This is a genomic window from Sorangium sp. So ce1014 (assembly GCF_051521505.1).
Taxonomy (GTDB): domain Bacteria; phylum Myxococcota_A; class Polyangia; order Polyangiales; family Polyangiaceae; genus Sorangium.
This window is the reverse complement of the sequence record NZ_CP150356.1, coordinates 2,408,483-2,423,360: the sequence shown is the minus strand read 5'-3', so window position 1 is coordinate 2,423,360 and position 14,878 is coordinate 2,408,483. Positions and strand designations below refer to the sequence as shown.

Genomic DNA, 14,878 nt, shown 5'->3' with positions numbered 1-14,878 from the left:
TCGTTTCGGACTCACGCGTCCTTTCACGAGAGGAAGCCCGATGCGCTGGTCGACCTTCAGCAAACCGTCTGCTCTTGCGTGGTGTGTGGCCCTCTTGGCGGCGCTCGGCGCCGGCGGGACGGCGCGCGCCGACGTCGTGCAACCGAACGGCACCGTCGTTCCTGCGGTCCCTGGACGACTGAGCGACCTGATCAACGGGTCGGCGAACAACGACGGCATCGACGAGATGATCGACGTCGTGGCCGACGCCGCGGTGGAGCCGCAGGTGTTCTCGCCGCTCTGCGAGTTCAGCGGCAAGTACATCGCCAAGGGAGGCGGCGCCAACTTCGCCGTCGGCTGGTACAACGTCGACGACAGCCGCGCGAGCGGCGACCCGCCGCTGTACGTTCCTGTGGACACCGCAGGCAGCCTCAACACGCCGGCGCCGGACAGCGATATCCAGATCCTCTTTCCCTTCTCGACCGCCCTGCCGCCCGCCGCGATGCGCGAGCTGACGGCGGTCTCGATCCGGGAGAACCCCGCGTACGCCGGCGGCACCATCGGGTTCGTGCTGATCCCCAACCCGAACGGCACCGGCAGCGGGAACGCCACGCAATACCATTACACCGAGCACCGGTTCAACGTGGAGTGTACGGCGTGCGCGACCCCGGGCCCGTGGTACTCGGATCTCATCTACAGGTCGAACGAGCTCATCAACACGTTTTACCTCGCCTTCGAGGATCTCGACTTCCTGAACGCGGCCGGCGCGGCAGGGGTGAACGGCAACGATCTCGACTACGAGGACTTCCTGTTCCGCTTCTCCGGCATCACGTGCCCCGAGGCCGGCCAGCCGTGCGAGGTCGACGAGAACATAGGCGCGTGCCGCCTCGGGATCTCCGACTGCGACGCGCAGGGACAGGTGATCTGCACTCCCTTCGTCCTGCCCGGCAGCCAGACCGAGCAGTGCGACGGCGTCGACAACGATTGCGATGATGTCATCGACGAGGAGGCGCCCTGTCCGGAGAACCAGGTGTGCAACCGCGGCCGCTGCGTGGACAGCTGCGGGTCTTCGGAGTTCCCGTGCGGGAATGGGCTCGTGTGCCACGAGGACCTGTGCGTCGAGGCGGCCTGCGTCGACGTGACGTGCGAGGTGGGCGAGGTGTGTCACGGCGGCGAGTGCCGCGCTCCGTGTGACGGTGTGGTGTGCCCGCACGACCAGGTCTGTCGCGCCGGGCGCTGCATCGACCCGTGCCAGGACGTCGTGTGCAACTCCGGCCAGGTGTGCGAAGGGGGCGTGTGCGTGCTCCAGTGCAACTGCCGCGGGTGCCCGACGAACGAGCGCTGCGACCTGGAGGGCGGGCGATGCGTCGAGGCGGCGTGCGCCGACGTCGCGTGCGAGGCCGGCACCTATTGCCGGGAGGGCGCGTGCGTCGACGTCTGCGACGGGGTCGTGTGCCCCGCGGGCGAGCGGTGCGAGGCGGGCACGTGCGTCCACGAGCCGCCGCCGCCCACCGCCACCACGTCGGTCGGCGCGGGGCTCGACCCCGTCTCGTCGTCCGGCGCGGGCGACGCCGCGTCGGGCTCGGGCGGGGCCTCCGCTTCCGGTTCCGGCTCGGGCGGGGCGCCGTCCACCGGCTCGGGCGACGGCGCTTCCGGGAGCGGCGAGTCGTCGGGCTGCGGCTGCCGCCTCGGCGCCGAGACGCCCTCTGCGGGCGGGGTCGCCGCGTTGCTCCTCGCCGTGAGCCTCGGGTTCCGCCGCGGGGTACGCCGCCGGCCGGCCCGCGGGCAGCGCCCCGCGGCCGGCGGCGGTGATGAGATGAGCTGAAGAACCACAAGGGCGCGCGCCGGAGAGCGCGCGGAGAGATCGGGCGGGCCGCGGCGTCAGGCGCTCACGGGGCGCCGGACGTCGCGCCGAAGATCTCGACGTCGTCGATCACGAGGGCGCCCGAGTCGACCTTGCCCCGGCCGAGGAAGCCGTTCGCGCCGACGCCGTTCATCTCCGGGCTGAAGGCGAGGCCGATGATCGACGCGAGCACGTCGTTCACGTCGTCGCCGGGGTCGAGCCCCTGGTCGATGGCCCAGCCGGGGAGCGCGATGTCGGCGAACCTGAGCTCGATGAGCGCCGGCTCGGCGCCGAGCCGCACGTCCCAGCCGTGGCGGACGCCGGCGACTCCGTTGCTCTGCGCGGGGCTCTCGACGTCGACGCGCATCCAGCGCGCCGCGTCGGCGCGCGCCCAGAAGCGGACCCCCTCGAGCGGCGTCACGTCGACCGAGCCCTCGGCGACGGGCGCCGTGAAGTACACATACTGCCCCCAGGCGGACGCCTCGTCGCGGAAATCGAAGCTCAGGAGCAGGCTCTGCGCGCCGTTCAGCGGCGCGTCCTGCGTGAGGCCCTGCACGGCGCCGGACGCGCTGTTGGTGGCGAGCACCGTGCCGACGTACAGCTCGATCGTGTCCGCGGCCTCGAAGTCGTTGATCCCCGTCGCGGTGAACGAGAACGGCACGAGAGGCGTGTTGCTGGCGAACCGGCTCAGGCGCTCGCGCAGGATCGGCACCTCGTCCTCGAGGCGCTCGACCGCCAGCTCCCACGCGGCGAGGCCGGGTCCGAACGGGTCCTCCTCGACGGCAGCGCGGATCAGCGCCGCGTGCTTCTCCACCTGCTCTTCGAGCCGCCCCTCGCTGAACGGCCCGTCGAGCAGCGCCTGGAGCGCGGCCTGATAGCCCGCTGCGTCCTGGCTCAAGGCGCCGAGCAGCGCGTCGCAGCCCGGCACGCGCACCCGCTCGGCGCCCATGAACACCGGGAGCACGGTGGGGCAGGTCGCCGGCGTCTCGGTCCAGCGGGGCACGTGGCCAAAGTAGGTGCTGGCGTTGAGGGTCAGGTCGAGATCCCACGGAATCAGGTGGAACTTGCCCGAGGAGGGCTCGTCGTAGAGGTAGAAATTGTGGTTGTGGGCGCCACCCGCGCTGTCGACGTAGAAGGTCGTGACCCCGTCCCAGTTCACGATCGCCTCGTCGACGGCCATGTAGCGCTGCAGTTGCTCGATGTCCGTCCACTGCGACAGCGCGGCGAGGCGCTCGTCGCCCTCGGCGGACGCGAGGGCGGTCGAGAACGCGACCACGCGCTCGTGCGTGGCCTCGTCCTCGTTCGTCTCGAGCCGCTCCGCGTAGTAGCTGGCGTCGCCCGTGACCGGCCACGCTTGCTTGTAGAGATCACCGTCCGGCCCCTCGCGAAAGTGGCTCTCCAGGAAGCGGCCGTCCACGTCTTCGACCATCGAGAAGAGCCCCTGCGACTCGCCGTTCACGTGCAGCGTGGCCCACGCGCTCCTCGAGGCCGCGACGCCCATCTCCCGGTACAGGCCGTAAGCGATCCGCTCGTGGAGCTGGGTGGGGTCCCGGATCATCGAATGGAAGTTCAGGCGCTTCTGCGCGTAGAAGCGCTGGCCGTCGACGTACTCGTCGAATTTCACCTTCATGCTGAGCTTCGGGCAGGTGAGGTTTCCCTCCGCGTCGAAGCACATCTCCAGGGTGCCATAACCGCCCTTGAAGCGCAGGCCGACGACGCCCAGGCTCTTGCCCTTGTAGCAAGCCTCGGCCTCCACGTACTCCTCGTCGCGGGCGTTCTTCTTGAGCTCGGCCCAGCGCTCGTCCGGAAGGCGGAAGTCGAAGCGCGGGACCTCGTCCCCCGCGTACAGCTCGTCCGCGTCGCGGTCGGCCAGCGTGGGGTCGGACGGCTCGCAAGGCGGCGTCGGGGTCTGCCCGCCGGCCCCGCCGTCGCTCGTGCCGCCGGCCCCGCCGGTGCCCGCCCCGCCCGAGCCTCCCCCGCCGGTGCCCGCTCCGCCGGCGCCGGCCCCGCCGGTGCCCGCTCCGCCCGAGCCTCCCGGCCCAGCGCCGCCGCTCCCGCCCTCATCGTCCCCGCAGCCCGCGCCCGCCGCGGCAGCCGCCAGTACAAGCAAAGTCCAATACCCAAGCTTCATGCAATGCTCCTTCACCGGCGGCGAGGGCCGTCGTGCCCCTCGCGCCGCTCGACACCTGATGTTCGCACGTGCGCTGGCCCGGAGCTCGCGGCTCACCCGCGATGCCGAGGCGCGCTCGCGGCCGCGGCGAGGGCCGGCGCCGCGGCCTCGACGGCCAGGCACGCCTCGAACCCCTCGCGGTAGCTCGGGTAGAGCAGCGTCATGCCGAGGGCGCGCTTGATATTCGCGTTGTCCACGGCGCGGTCGTGGCGGAGCGTCTCGTGAAGATCCTCCCGCGGCGCGCCGGCCGGCAGCTCCAGGCCGAGCCGCGCGCAGAGCCAGCGGACGACCTCGATCTGCGGCACGGGCGCGTCGTCCGCGACCAGGAAGGCCTCGCCGGGGGCGCCGCGCGCGAGGGCCGCGAGCGCGAGGCGCGCGAGGTCCTCGACGTGGATGCGCGAGACGACGTTCCTGCCCTGCTGATCGCCCTCGCCGGTCATGCGGAAGTCGCCGCGCAGTAGCCGCTGGTGCAGGCCGCGGCCGGGGCCGTAGATGCCCGCGGCGCGCAGCACCACGGCGCCGCGCTCGCGGTACACCGCCTCGGCAGCGAGGCGCGCCGCGGCGCGCGGGCCGTCGGCCGACGTGGGCGTCGCCTCGTCGATGCGCCCCGAAGCGTCGCCGTACACGGCGGTCGACGACACGTACGCGATCGCGTGAGCGCGGCGGAGCGACGGCGCGATCGCGGCGTCGGTCGCGCCGTCGGGCGGGAAGGCGACGAGCACGTCCGCGCCTTCCGCCACGAGCCGGTCGACGGCCTCGGCGGTGAGCGCCGGCAGGACGCTCACCTCGATGCCCGCCTGCGCGAGCTCGGCGGCGCGCTCGGAGGAGCGCGTCGTCGCGACGACGCGGCCGCCAGACGCCCGCCGCAGGCCGGCGACCACCGCGCCGGTGAAGCCGCAGCCGAGGACGAGGAGCGGGGGAGAGGGATCGAGCATGGTCTGGCGACCCTTCTACCAGCAAAGAGAGGGGATCCCACGGATGGTCGAGGGCCAGCGCCGCCTCTGGTAGCCTGGTCGGCGCAGAGCGGGCGGCCGAGACACAGCGTGCTCGCCGCCGCAGCGACGCTTTTCAGCGCATGGCGGTCAACGTTTTCATCTCCTACGCCCCCGCGGATCGGTCGCACCTCGAAGCGCTCGAGGCGCACCTCGCCGCCCTCAAGCGGCAAGGCCTGGTGAGCACGTGGCACCGCGGCCGGATCGGGGCCGGCGCGGCGCGCGAGGAGTCGAGCGCGGCGGAGCTCTCCGCCGCCGAGGTGGTGCTGCTGCTGGTGAGCGAGGCGTTCCTCGCCTCGGACAGCTGCTACGAGCGGGAGCTCGGCAGCGCGCTCGAGCGGCATCGCCGGGGGGCGGCGCGCGTGGTGCCTATCCTGGTGCGCGCGTGCGACTGGGAGGGCACCGCGCTGGCGGAGCTCCAGGCGCTGCCGCGGGACGGCGGGGCGGTGACGAGCTGGGCCAACCCGGATGAAGCCTGGAGGGACGTGGTCCAGGACATCCGCGCGGCGCTGGAGGAAGCCGCCGTGAGCGCGCGGCCGGAGGCGGGACCCGTCAGGGCAGCGCCAACGAGCGCGCTCGCGGCGACCCTGCGCGAGGCCGAGGAGGCGATCCGCGCGATCGACAAGCAGATCGCCGCGGCGCAGAAGCGGCGGGTGAGACTCAAGGCCGCCAGCGCGAGCACCGCGGAGGTGGAACAAGAGATCGTCGACCTCCGGCGCAAGCGCCGGGAAGGCGGCCAGCTCCACGTCGGCGAGGAGCTCAGCGAGGGCCGGTACTTGCTGCTCGAGCGGATCGGCCGCGGCGGGTTCGCGACCGTGTGGCGCGCGCTCGACGCGGGGCGGGGTGATCAGCCGGTGGCGATCAAGGTGCTGCACCCGAACCTCGCGGGCGACGAGGGGCGGCGCGAGCGGTTCTTCCGGGGGGCGCGCGCGATGGCGGAGCTCGACCACCCCGGCGTGGTGCGCATCCTGGAGCCGAAGGGCGAGGACGGCGGCTGGCACTACTTCGTGATGGAGCTCGTCCACGGCGAGGACGTGCACAGCGCGGTCATCGGGAAGCGGCTGCCGGCGGAGCGGGCGATTCCGATGCTCCTCCGCGCCGGAGAGGCGCTCTCGTTCGCCCATGGGTGGGGGCTGGTGCACCGGGACGTGAAGCCGGCGAACATCCTGCTCGATGCGGAGGGAGTGCCGCGGATCACGGATTTCGATCTCGTATGGGCGCGCGACACGACCGGGGGCACGAGGAGCGGCGCGCTGGGGACCTTCCTCTACGCGGCGCCGGAGATGATGCACCGCCCGCAGGACGCGGACGCGCGCGCGGACGTGTACGGGCTCGGTATGACGGCCGTGTTCTGCCTGCACGGGGGGGAGCTGCCGCCGATCATGATGCGGTATCCGGGGCGGGTGCTCGAGCGGCTGCCGTGCAGCGATGCCGTGCGGAAGGTGCTGGAGCGGGCGATCGAGTTCGAGGCGTCGGAGCGTTATCCGGATGTGGCGGCGTTCTGCGAGGCGCTGCGCGGCGCCGCAGACGACGGTGAGGGCGGGCCGGGGCGAGAGGGCTGAAGAGCGCGCGGCCAGCAGAGGGCGGCGGGGATCACCCCCCCGGCTTTCTCGTGTACCGGTGCTTCACCCCGCGCGGGAAGTACTCCGGATCTCCCGCCGCCTTCAGCGTCACCCGCGGCGCGCGCTTCCCCGCCGGCACATAGCTCCTGAACTCGCTGTTCAGCCGGACGAGGTGCTCCTCGATCGACAGCGCCGCGGACTCGCGCCGCGCGTCGCTCTCGCCCTCCCCCGGCGCGAGCTCGACCACCACCGAGAGGAACGCGTCCCTGTCCGCGCCCTCGCGGACCTCCAGCACGAACTTCCCGGTCACCCACTCCTTCACGCCGGGCTGCTCGATGCCCACGACCACGTTCTCCGGATAGATGTTCGCCCCGAAGTACGACACCGTGAAATCCGAGCGCCCGAACACGTAGACGAACGGCAGCTCGCGGGCCCCGCGCTCCCCGTCGAGCTCCCGCCGCGGATCGAAGCCGAAGCCGGCGAGCGCCGCCATCAGGTCCGCGTGCGCGTAGACGCCCCCGCTGTCGAGGATCGCATAACGGACGAGCGGAACGCCGTTCTCGCCCGAGAAGAGGAGCATCCCCTCGCGCTGCTCGAAGAACCGCACCGCCGGGTCGTACTGCACGAGCGTGGGGAGCCGGTCCTGCCCGAAGAGGGCGCGCGCGGCGTCCGGCCTCCCGGCGAGGAACCTGCGGATCGCGATGCTGAGCGGCGTCTCGTTGCCCAGCACGCCCGCGTCCGCCGTCCCGTACAGCGACGCCGAATCGTAGCAGGGCGACGTCGACCCGACGCGCTCGCCGACAAGGCTCCGCCACTCCTCGCTGAACACCTCGCCGGCCATCACGAGCTTGATCCGGAGAGGCGCCCAGTCGATCCCGCGCGCCCGCCCCGTGTCGATCACGTCCTTCAGGAAGGGCGGATATCCGAGCAGGACCACCTGCTCGAACGCCGGCCCCAGATCCAGGACGACACGGAAGATCTCGTCCGGGTTGTTGCCCGGCGTGACGACCGTGATCGGATACCCCTTCGCCGCCAGGTGACGGCAGCACGCGGCGGTGTACATCCCGCCGACCCACGAGCCGAGCGCGAAGCACACGACCGCGAGCGTGCGGCGCGCGTCGGCCCGGAAGCTGTCGTGAAACACCTGCTCGAAGCGCCGGGCGACCGGGAGCTCGTCCGTGACGAAGCGCGGCCAGAACGTCGGCTTGCCCGTCGAGCCCGACGAGACGGCGACCATGTCGCAGGACTCGACGCGCCCGCCACGGCACAGGTCCGCGATCGGATGCCGGAGCACGTAGTTCTGCTTCGTGATCACCGGGAGCGCCGCGAAGTCCGCGGGGGTCCGGACAGCCGCCGGATCCACGCCGTGCTCGTCGAGGAAGCGGCGATACGCCGGGACGGTCGCGGCGACCTCGTGGAACAGCGAGAGCGCGCCGGCCGCCGGATCGACCTCGCGATGCCGCGACAGCGCCGCGTCGAGCGGCGTGCTCAGGAAGGCGTCGATGGCCGCCAAGACCCGCCTGGGTTGCACATCCTGCATCGCGAGATCTCCACTCCTTCGGACGTTTCACGGCGAGGCGCGCGGGCGGCGCACGACCTCCCGGCCCTCCCGCCTTCCGCGGGCTCAGCTTACCTCTTGTCTCACGTTGCGCCGGCGTTCCCCGCCCCCGCCCCGGCGGCGAGCGACACCTCCTCGGCGCGCCGCTCGTAGCCCGGCGGCGGCTCGGACGGCGGGTTCGCGAGCAGCGACGTGATCACCGTCTCCAGCCAGCGCCGGAGCGGCGTGTGCTGGAAGCCGAGCTCCGCCCTGGCCTTCGCGGGATCCAGCTCCGACATCCAGCGGTCGCTGAACGGCGACATCGCGACCGGGTCGATGCCGCGGGCCCGGAGCGCGGCCGAGGAGATCGGCGCGAGGCGCGCCGGTGCGCCGAGCAGCTCGGCGACGAGCGCGAGCAGCTCCGAGAGCGTCGGCGCCTCCTCCATGCAGAGGTTGTACGCCTCGCCGAAGGTCGACGGCGCGAGGAGCAGCTTCGCGATCGCCCTCACGACGTCGCCGCTGTACACGTGCCGCACGCGGTGCCTGCCGCCGTCCGGGACGAGCAGCGGGCCGGCGTCGAGCACGCGCGCGATGTAGCGCTCGAGGCGGCGGTGGGGGTCGCGCTCCCCGTTCACCATCGGGAGGCGCAGCACGGTCGCGGGGAAGCCATCGTCCCGCCAGGCGGCCGCGAGCACCGCCTCGGCGCCGCGCTTGTCCATGCCGTAGGCCCACGCCGCGCGATCTTCCTCGCCCGCGGGCTCCGGGAGCAGCGGGCCGTCGTAGTCGCGCTCGCGCGACGGCCGCGGGCACCCCTCGCGGACGAGGTACACCGAGCCGGTGCTGATCATCACGTAGTGGCCGACGCGCCCGCCGCCGAGCGCCAGGGCCGCCGCGCGGCCGTCCGCGGCCGTGTACGTGGTGAAGTCCACCGCGGCGTCGAACTCGCGGCCTCCGAGCGCCTGCGCGAGATCGTCGGCCGCGCGGTCGCAGCGGACCCGCGCGACGCGATCGCCGAACAGGTCGGGCGTCGCGCCGCGGTTCAGGAGGGTGACCTGGTGGCCCGCCGCGAGCAGGCGATAGACCAGGAAATGACCCATGAATCGAGTGCCGCCGAGCACGAGGACGCGCATGCGCGGCAACCTATCACCGCCGCTCGCAAGGATCGCTCATGAGGAGCGGCACGCTCGCGGCGCGGGCGGACGCCGGGCGGCCTCTCGCGCGAGCCGGGATCAGGCCGCGCCCCGGTCGTGCTAGATAACGGGCCGTGCCGTTCTCCCACATCCTTGGCCAGGACACCGCGGTCGGCACGCTCGTGCGCGCGCTCGAGGCGGGTCGCGTGCACCACGCTTACCGCTTCGAGGGCCCGCCCGGCGTCGGCAAGGAGCTCGCGGCCGTCGCGCTCTCGCAGGCGCTCGTCTGCACCGGGGGCGACCCGCTCGGCTGCGGCCGCTGCGACGCGTGCCGGCGCGCGGCCGGGCGCGCCGCGGGGCGCCCCGCCTCGCCGCTGCACCCCGACGTGCAGATCGTGGCGAAGAACTTCTACCCCGCCGCCGTCATCGGCCGGAGCCGCGACGAGCTGACCGAGATCTCGGTCGACCAGGTCCGCGCCATCGTGCTCGCGCACGCCGCCTACACGCCGCACGAGGGGCGCGCGCGGGTGTTCATCGTCCGCGACGCCGAGGACCTCAGCGTCGGCGCCGCGAACGCGTTCCTCAAGACGCTCGAGGAGCCGCGGCCCGGCACCCACTTCGTCCTGCTGACCTCGCGCGGCGATCGCCTGCTCAACACGATCCGCTCGCGCACCCTGCCCGTGCGCTTCGCCCCGCTCTCCGAGCCGATCATCCGCGGCATCCTCCGCGATCACGGCGTGCCCGAGGCGCGCCACGACCTCGCCGTGGAGCTCGCCGCGGGCAGCGCCTCCGCGGCGCTCGAGCTCGCGGACGAGGAGCAGACCGCCTCGCGCGACGCCTTCGTGAAGAGCGCCCTCGCGGCCGCGGCCGCCCGGGACCTCGGTCCCGCCGTCGCGTTCGCGGAGTCGGTGGATCGCGACAAGGGCGCCCTCAAGGACGACCTCCGCGCGCTCAACGCGGCGCTCGCCCGCGAGGCCCGCGCCACGGTCGAGGCCGATCCGCGCCGCGCCGTCGTCTCGGCCAGGCGCTACGCGGCGGTCTCCCGCGCCGTGACGCAGCTCGAGCGCAACGCCTCGCCGAGCCTGGCGATGGCCTCGCTGATCGCGGAGCTGCGCAGCGTCATCGGCTGAGGGACGCAGCGATCCCCGCAGGGCAGGCCCGCGTCAGCCCTCGCCGCCGCCGCCCAGCCGCTCGTATCCGCCGTCCTCGATGCGCCGTCCGGCCCAGGCGTGGATGCGCCCCTCGCTCGCGATCACCACGGCCGCGTCGTGCCCGCCGCCCTCGTACAGGGCGATGATCCCCGCGTGGCCCAGCGAGGGCGCGCCCTGCCCCAGGCGCTCCAGCGCCGCCGGCAGCCGCGACCGCCGCCGCAGGGTCATGCCCGCGATCTCGAGCGTCGCCGGCGGCTCCTCCGGCGAGTCGACGGCCGCGGGCGCGAGCCACAGGATCTCGCGCCGCGGCGCGGGGAAGGCCGCCACCGCCCCCTGCGCCGCGCCCTCGGGCGCGAGGAACACCGCGGCGACGACCTCGCCCCGCTCGCGCGCCACGATCGCGCCCGAGAGCCAGCGCTCCTCGATCCCGGCCAGGACCACGTCGCCGAGCGCGAACGGCAGCTCGTCCCACGGCGCGTCCTCGGGGGACGCCGCCGGCGCGGCGCGCTCGTCCTCGCCGCCGTCCTCTCCCGCCGCCTCCCGCTCGCGGCGCGCCGCCATGTAGCCGATGGTCGCGGCCACCGCCGCGGCGACCGCCGCGAGCAGCGCCAGGCTCATCGCGCGCCCCCTCCGGCCGGCGCCGCGGCCGCCGGCGCGAGGGCCTCCTGGAGCGCCCGCGCCCGCGCGCTCACCTCGTCGAGGGCGCGCGACGTCGGCGCGCCCTGCTCCGGCAGCAGCGCGGCGATGATCGCCGCGGCGGAGCAGAGCGGGCCCACGTCGCGCGCCCTCTCCAGCGAGATCCCGCCGATCGCCACGACCGGCAGCCCGGGCCGCGCCCGCTCGACCATCGCGCGCAGCGACGCGAGCCCCTCGAGACCGACCTCGGCGTCCGGGCGCTCCTTGCTCGAGGTCGTGAAGATGGGTCCGATCGCGACGTAATCGAGGTGCTCGGGCGGCCCCTGCAGCGCGGCCTCGAGCTGCGCGCGCGTGTGCGTGGAGAGCCCGACGCGCAGCGTGACGCCGGCGCGCCGCGCGAGCGTGTGCACCGCGGGCACCGCGAGATCGTCCTGGCCGACGTGCACCCCGTCGCAGCGCGCCAGCACCGCGAGATCCGCCCGGTCGTTCGCGAACAGCGGCACGCCCGCGCGCGCCGCGAGCGGCTGGATCGCGCGGAGGAGCGAGAGCGTGCCTGCCGTCCCGCCCCGCTTGTCGCGGAGCTGGAGGGCCGCGGGGCGCGCGTCGAGGACGGCCTCGGCGAACGCCGCCGGATCGAGCCCGCGACGCGCGAGCGAGTCGGTGTCGACGATGGCGTACAGACCGCGCATGACCACGCTTCGAGCGATGAGGAGAGCGGCCAGGTCCTCCGAGGGAGGCCGGGCGCGCTGGCCACGCTAAGGTTGACGCCCCCGGAAAGAAAGCGGAAGCGTTCGCTCCCGAACGGATCCTCCATGCGCACACGTCTCGCCCGGATCGCCTGTCTGTTCGTATCTGCCGCGTCGGCCATGTCGGCCGCCATGGCCGTTCTGGGGCTCGCGTCGAGCCCTGCGCTCGCGGAAGAGAAGTCGGGTCCCGCGCAGCCGGGAGAGAAGCCGAGCTCCGCCGTGCCGGCAGGGAGCCCGAAGGCCGACGCCGCCGCGCCGGCTGGCAGGGCCAAGGCCGCCGCGCCCAGGGCGGGCGCGAAGAAGAAGGCGTCCGAGCCCCCGCCCCTGCCGCCGGCGCCGGCGCGCGTCTGGCTCATCGCGCCGTCTTTCCGGGGGCCGTGGACGCTGCGGATCGACAACGACGGGGAGCGCCCCATGCGCATCCCGGCGGACGTGCGGCTGCTGCGCTTCGAGATCGACACGCTGAACAAGCGCACGAAGAAGACGGTCCGCTGCGCCGCCCCTGCGGGGCTCAAGCCGAGCGGCTTTCCGGAGCGGCGCGCGCTCCTGCTCGCGCCCGGCCAGTCGTACATGGAGCATTTCGATCCGCGCCTGCTCTGCTTCGGCAAGGACGCAGCTGCGCTCGCCGGCGGCTCGGTGGTGAGGGCGTGGTACGGCTGGGGCCCGCCGCCCAAGTGGTCGAGAAAGGCGCCCTCACCGCCGTTCGCCGTGGAGTCGACGGACGATCCGCCGGCGTTCGCCCCGGCGCCCGGGCTCGCCGCGCCCACCGTCGTGCTGAGCTACGGCCTGCCCCGCAAGGAGGCCGCCGCGGACGATCCGGACGGCGCCGAGCCGCCCTCTCCGGCAGGCGAGCAGGCGCAGCCGTCGGCCGACGCCTCCGGCTCGCCGGGCGGGCTGATCGTGGACGCCAACGCGCCTCGCCTGGAGCTCACGAGCGAGCCCTGGTCCGACGCGGCGAGCCCTCGCTCGATCGTCGTCCGGGTCAGCGCGAGGAACGCCGGCAAGCGCCCCATGACCGTGGCCATCCGGCCGCGGATGCTCGAGTTCTACGTCGCCGGTCCGAACGGCACGACCGTGTGCGAGGCGTCCCCGCCGATGGGGGCGATCCCGCGCGACCTGTACAGAACGCTGAAGCCCGGCGCGTCGGTCGACCTCTCGCTCCTCCTGCGCGAGGTCTGCCCCGGCAACACGTTCGCCCGCGAGGGCCTCTACCGGGTCACGGCCACGCTGCACGCGAACGAGCCGGGCACCCAGCTCGGCCTGGACGCGTACACCGCCATCGTCCCCGCCACGAACTCGACGCTCCTCCGCGTGAAGAGCGCGCCGGAGCCGTTCTACGCGGCCGCGCCGCGGCCCGTGCCGACGCCGAAGCCGCCGGAGGCCGATGAGGGCCAGGCGCCGGAACGGGACAACGAAAAGGATGACGATGCGAAGGACGAGTGATCCCTGAACAGGCTGGCCCACGCGTCGGCGCGGCGCCAACCTAGAAGGTTTCCCTCTCCTCTCGGTGTCCTGACGGTCTTCGTTCTCCTCCGAGCCGCCGCCCCCGCCGCGGCCGCACCCCGCGCTAGACCGGGAGGATCCCCCGCTTCTTCTCCGGCCGCTCCACCCGCTTCTTCCGCGCGAGCTCGAGCCCCCACGCGATCGCCCTGCGCGTGTCCCGCGGATCGATCACGTCGTCGATGAGCCCCCACCCGGCGACCTTCATCACATCGATGTTCTTCTGGATCGCCTCGACCATCCCCTGCTTCACCTCGGCGGACGGCGGCGTGTCCCCGAACATCTTCTTCGCCGCGATCCCGAGCATCCCCTCCGGCCCCATCACGCTGATCTCCGCGGTCGGCCAGCCGACGATGAGGTCCGGCTCGTACGCGCGCCCGCACATCACGTAATAGCCGGCGCCGTACGCCTTGCGCACGACCACCGTGATCTTCGGCACGGTGGCCGCGGCCATGACGTGCAGCATCTTCGCCCCGTGGCGGATGATCCCCTCGTGCTCGACCTTCGAGCCGATCATGAAGCCCGGCACGTCCTGCAGGAACACGAGCGGGAGGTTGAACGCGTCGCAGATCTGCATGAAGCGCGCGGCCTTGTCGGCGGCGTCCACGTCGAGGATGCCGCCCATCTGGGTCGGCTGGTTCGCCACGATGCCGACCGGCTGGCCGCCGATGCGCGAGAGGCAGGTGATGATCGAGCGCGCCCACCGCGGCTTCAGGTCGAGCCGATCGCCGTGATCGACGATCGCGTCGATCAGCTTCAGCATGTCGTAAGCGCGCCGCGGGCTCTCGGGCAACAGGTCGAGCAGCGACTCCTCCCGCCGCTCGATCGGATCGGTGACCGGCAGGCGCGGCGGCTCCTCGTCGCAGCTCGACGGGAAGAACGAGAGGTACCGCTTCACCGCGGCGACGCACTCGGCGTCGCTCGCGACCTCCGCGTCGCCCACGCCGCTCTTCGTCGCGTGCACCTTGCTGCCGCCGAGCTCCTGCTCGGAGATGTCCTCGCCGGTCATCGCGCGCACGAGCGCCGGGCCGCCGAGCGCCATCGAGCCGATGTCCTTGACCATCGGCACGAAGTCCGCGAGCCCCGGGATGTACGCGGTGCCCGCGGCGCCTGGCCCCACCATGGCGGCCACCTGCGGCACCACGCCGCTCATGTGCACCTGCTCGCGGAACAGGTGCCCCGTGCCGGCGAACAGCGAGATGCTGTCCGGGTGCATCGAGCCGGGATCGATGCGCGCCCCGCCCGAGTCGATGAACCACACCATCGGCCAGCGGCCGCGGAGCGCCATCTGCCGCAGCCGGGTCACCTTCTCCTCGCCCGTGTGCCCGATGCTGCCGCCCTTCACGGTGAAGTCGTACGCCGCCGCGCACACCATCCGCCCGTCGACCTTGCCGAACCCGCACACCACCGCGTCGGCCGGCGGCCGGTCCTTCCCGTCCGCTCCGGCCGCGATCCCCATCTGCGTGCCGTGCATCCCGACCTCGAAGTGCACGCCGTCGTCGAAGAACGCGGCGAGCCGCTCCCGCGCCGTCAGCTTCCCGCGGGCGTGCTGCTTCGCCACCCGCTCCTCGCCGCCCATCCGCCGCACCTGCTCCCGGCGGGCCTCGAGGTCCTTCACGAGCTCACGCATGT

Annotated in this window: 11 protein-coding genes; 4 read left to right on the top strand and 7 right to left on the bottom strand. The window is 73.4% G+C overall.

Translation table 11 applies throughout. From position 1 onward, the window contains the following. The first annotated feature begins 40 nt into the window (after nucleotides 1-40). Nucleotides 41-1,804, top strand: a complete 1,764-nt coding sequence (locus WME75_RS09305; protein ID WP_437488701.1) for a hypothetical protein — start codon at nucleotides 41-43, stop codon at nucleotides 1,802-1,804. 64 nt (nucleotides 1,805-1,868) lie between these two features. Here the strand turns inward: WME75_RS09305 and WME75_RS09300 are convergent, their stop codons facing one another. Continuing rightward, complete coding sequence (locus WME75_RS09300) at nucleotides 1,869-3,953, bottom strand: CotH kinase family protein (protein WP_437488699.1); 2,085 nt, start codon at nucleotides 3,951-3,953, stop codon at nucleotides 1,869-1,871. Nucleotides 3,954-4,045: 92 nt separating this feature from the next. After that, nucleotides 4,046-4,927 (bottom strand): NAD-dependent epimerase/dehydratase family protein, encoded by an 882-nt coding sequence (locus WME75_RS09295; RefSeq protein ID WP_437488696.1) that lies wholly within the window; start codon nucleotides 4,925-4,927, stop codon nucleotides 4,046-4,048. A 140-nt stretch (nucleotides 4,928-5,067) separates the two neighbouring features. On the opposite strand from WME75_RS09295, the gene WME75_RS09290 reads away from it, so the two are divergent. Further along, the gene (locus WME75_RS09290) at nucleotides 5,068-6,546 is read left to right on the top strand and encodes a protein kinase domain-containing protein (RefSeq protein WP_437488693.1); all 1,479 of its coding nucleotides are present in this window, start codon (nucleotides 5,068-5,070) and stop codon (nucleotides 6,544-6,546) included. 31 nt (nucleotides 6,547-6,577) lie between these two features. Here the strand turns inward: WME75_RS09290 and WME75_RS09285 are convergent, their stop codons facing one another. Next, nucleotides 6,578-8,086 (bottom strand): phenylacetate--CoA ligase family protein, encoded by a 1,509-nt coding sequence (locus WME75_RS09285; protein WP_437488690.1) that lies wholly within the window; start codon nucleotides 8,084-8,086, stop codon nucleotides 6,578-6,580. A gap of 101 nt (nucleotides 8,087-8,187) precedes the next feature. Beyond that, complete coding sequence (locus WME75_RS09280) at nucleotides 8,188-9,213, bottom strand: NAD-dependent epimerase/dehydratase family protein (RefSeq protein ID WP_437488687.1); 1,026 nt, start codon at nucleotides 9,211-9,213, stop codon at nucleotides 8,188-8,190. Nucleotides 9,214-9,347: 134 nt separating this feature from the next. Here WME75_RS09280 and WME75_RS09275 point away from each other — a divergent pair, with 134 nt between their 5' ends. Beyond that, nucleotides 9,348-10,343, top strand: coding sequence for an ATP-binding protein (locus tag WME75_RS09275; protein WP_437488684.1), 996 nt, complete (start codon nucleotides 9,348-9,350; stop codon nucleotides 10,341-10,343). A gap of 33 nt (nucleotides 10,344-10,376) precedes the next feature. Here the strand turns inward: WME75_RS09275 and WME75_RS09270 are convergent, their stop codons facing one another. Both WME75_RS09270 and WME75_RS09265 read right to left on the bottom strand, forming a co-directional pair. Beyond that, nucleotides 10,377-10,982 carry a hypothetical protein gene (locus WME75_RS09270; protein ID WP_437488683.1) on the bottom strand — a complete coding sequence of 202 codons (606 nt, stop codon included), beginning with the start codon at nucleotides 10,980-10,982 and terminating at the stop codon, nucleotides 10,377-10,379. Further along, nucleotides 10,979-11,689 carry a thiamine phosphate synthase gene (locus WME75_RS09265; protein ID WP_437488680.1) on the bottom strand — a complete coding sequence of 237 codons (711 nt, stop codon included), beginning with the start codon at nucleotides 11,687-11,689 and terminating at the stop codon, nucleotides 10,979-10,981. The genes WME75_RS09270 and WME75_RS09265 overlap by 4 nt, the downstream gene beginning before the upstream one ends. A 123-nt stretch (nucleotides 11,690-11,812) precedes the next feature. On the opposite strand from WME75_RS09265, the gene WME75_RS09260 reads away from it, so the two are divergent. Next, nucleotides 11,813-13,189: a hypothetical protein gene (locus tag WME75_RS09260; protein ID WP_437488678.1), complete on the top strand. Its 1,377-nt coding sequence runs from the start codon at nucleotides 11,813-11,815 to the stop codon at nucleotides 13,187-13,189. A gap of 124 nt (nucleotides 13,190-13,313) precedes the next feature. On the opposite strand, the gene WME75_RS09255 is transcribed toward WME75_RS09260, so the two are convergent. After that, complete coding sequence (locus WME75_RS09255) at nucleotides 13,314-14,876, bottom strand: acyl-CoA carboxylase subunit beta (RefSeq protein WP_437494776.1); 1,563 nt, start codon at nucleotides 14,874-14,876, stop codon at nucleotides 13,314-13,316. Nucleotides 14,877-14,878: the final 2 nt, after the last annotated feature.

What these genes read in the sequence shown, in the direction of transcription:
- WME75_RS09305 (WP_437488701.1), top strand. Translation starts at nt 41, where the DNA reads ATGCGCTGGTCGACCTTCAGCAAACCGTCTGCTCTTGCGTGGTGTGTG.
- WME75_RS09300 (WP_437488699.1), bottom strand. Translation starts at nt 3,953, where the DNA reads ATGAAGCTTGGGTATTGGACTTTGCTTGTACTGGCGGCTGCCGCGGCG.
- WME75_RS09295 (WP_437488696.1), bottom strand. Translation starts at nt 4,927, where the DNA reads ATGCTCGATCCCTCTCCCCCGCTCCTCGTCCTCGGCTGCGGCTTCACC.
- WME75_RS09290 (WP_437488693.1), top strand. Translation starts at nt 5,068, where the DNA reads ATGGCGGTCAACGTTTTCATCTCCTACGCCCCCGCGGATCGGTCGCAC.
- WME75_RS09285 (WP_437488690.1), bottom strand. Translation starts at nt 8,086, where the DNA reads ATGCAGGATGTGCAACCCAGGCGGGTCTTGGCGGCCATCGACGCCTTC.
- WME75_RS09280 (WP_437488687.1), bottom strand. Translation starts at nt 9,213, where the DNA reads ATGCGCGTCCTCGTGCTCGGCGGCACTCGATTCATGGGTCATTTCCTG.
- WME75_RS09270 (WP_437488683.1), bottom strand. Translation starts at nt 10,982, where the DNA reads ATGAGCCTGGCGCTGCTCGCGGCGGTCGCCGCGGCGGTGGCCGCGACC.
- WME75_RS09265 (WP_437488680.1), bottom strand. Translation starts at nt 11,689, where the DNA reads ATGCGCGGTCTGTACGCCATCGTCGACACCGACTCGCTCGCGCGTCGC.
- WME75_RS09260 (WP_437488678.1), top strand. Translation starts at nt 11,813, where the DNA reads ATGCGCACACGTCTCGCCCGGATCGCCTGTCTGTTCGTATCTGCCGCG.
- WME75_RS09255 (WP_437494776.1), bottom strand. Translation starts at nt 14,876, where the DNA reads ATGCGTGAGCTCGTGAAGGACCTCGAGGCCCGCCGGGAGCAGGTGCGG.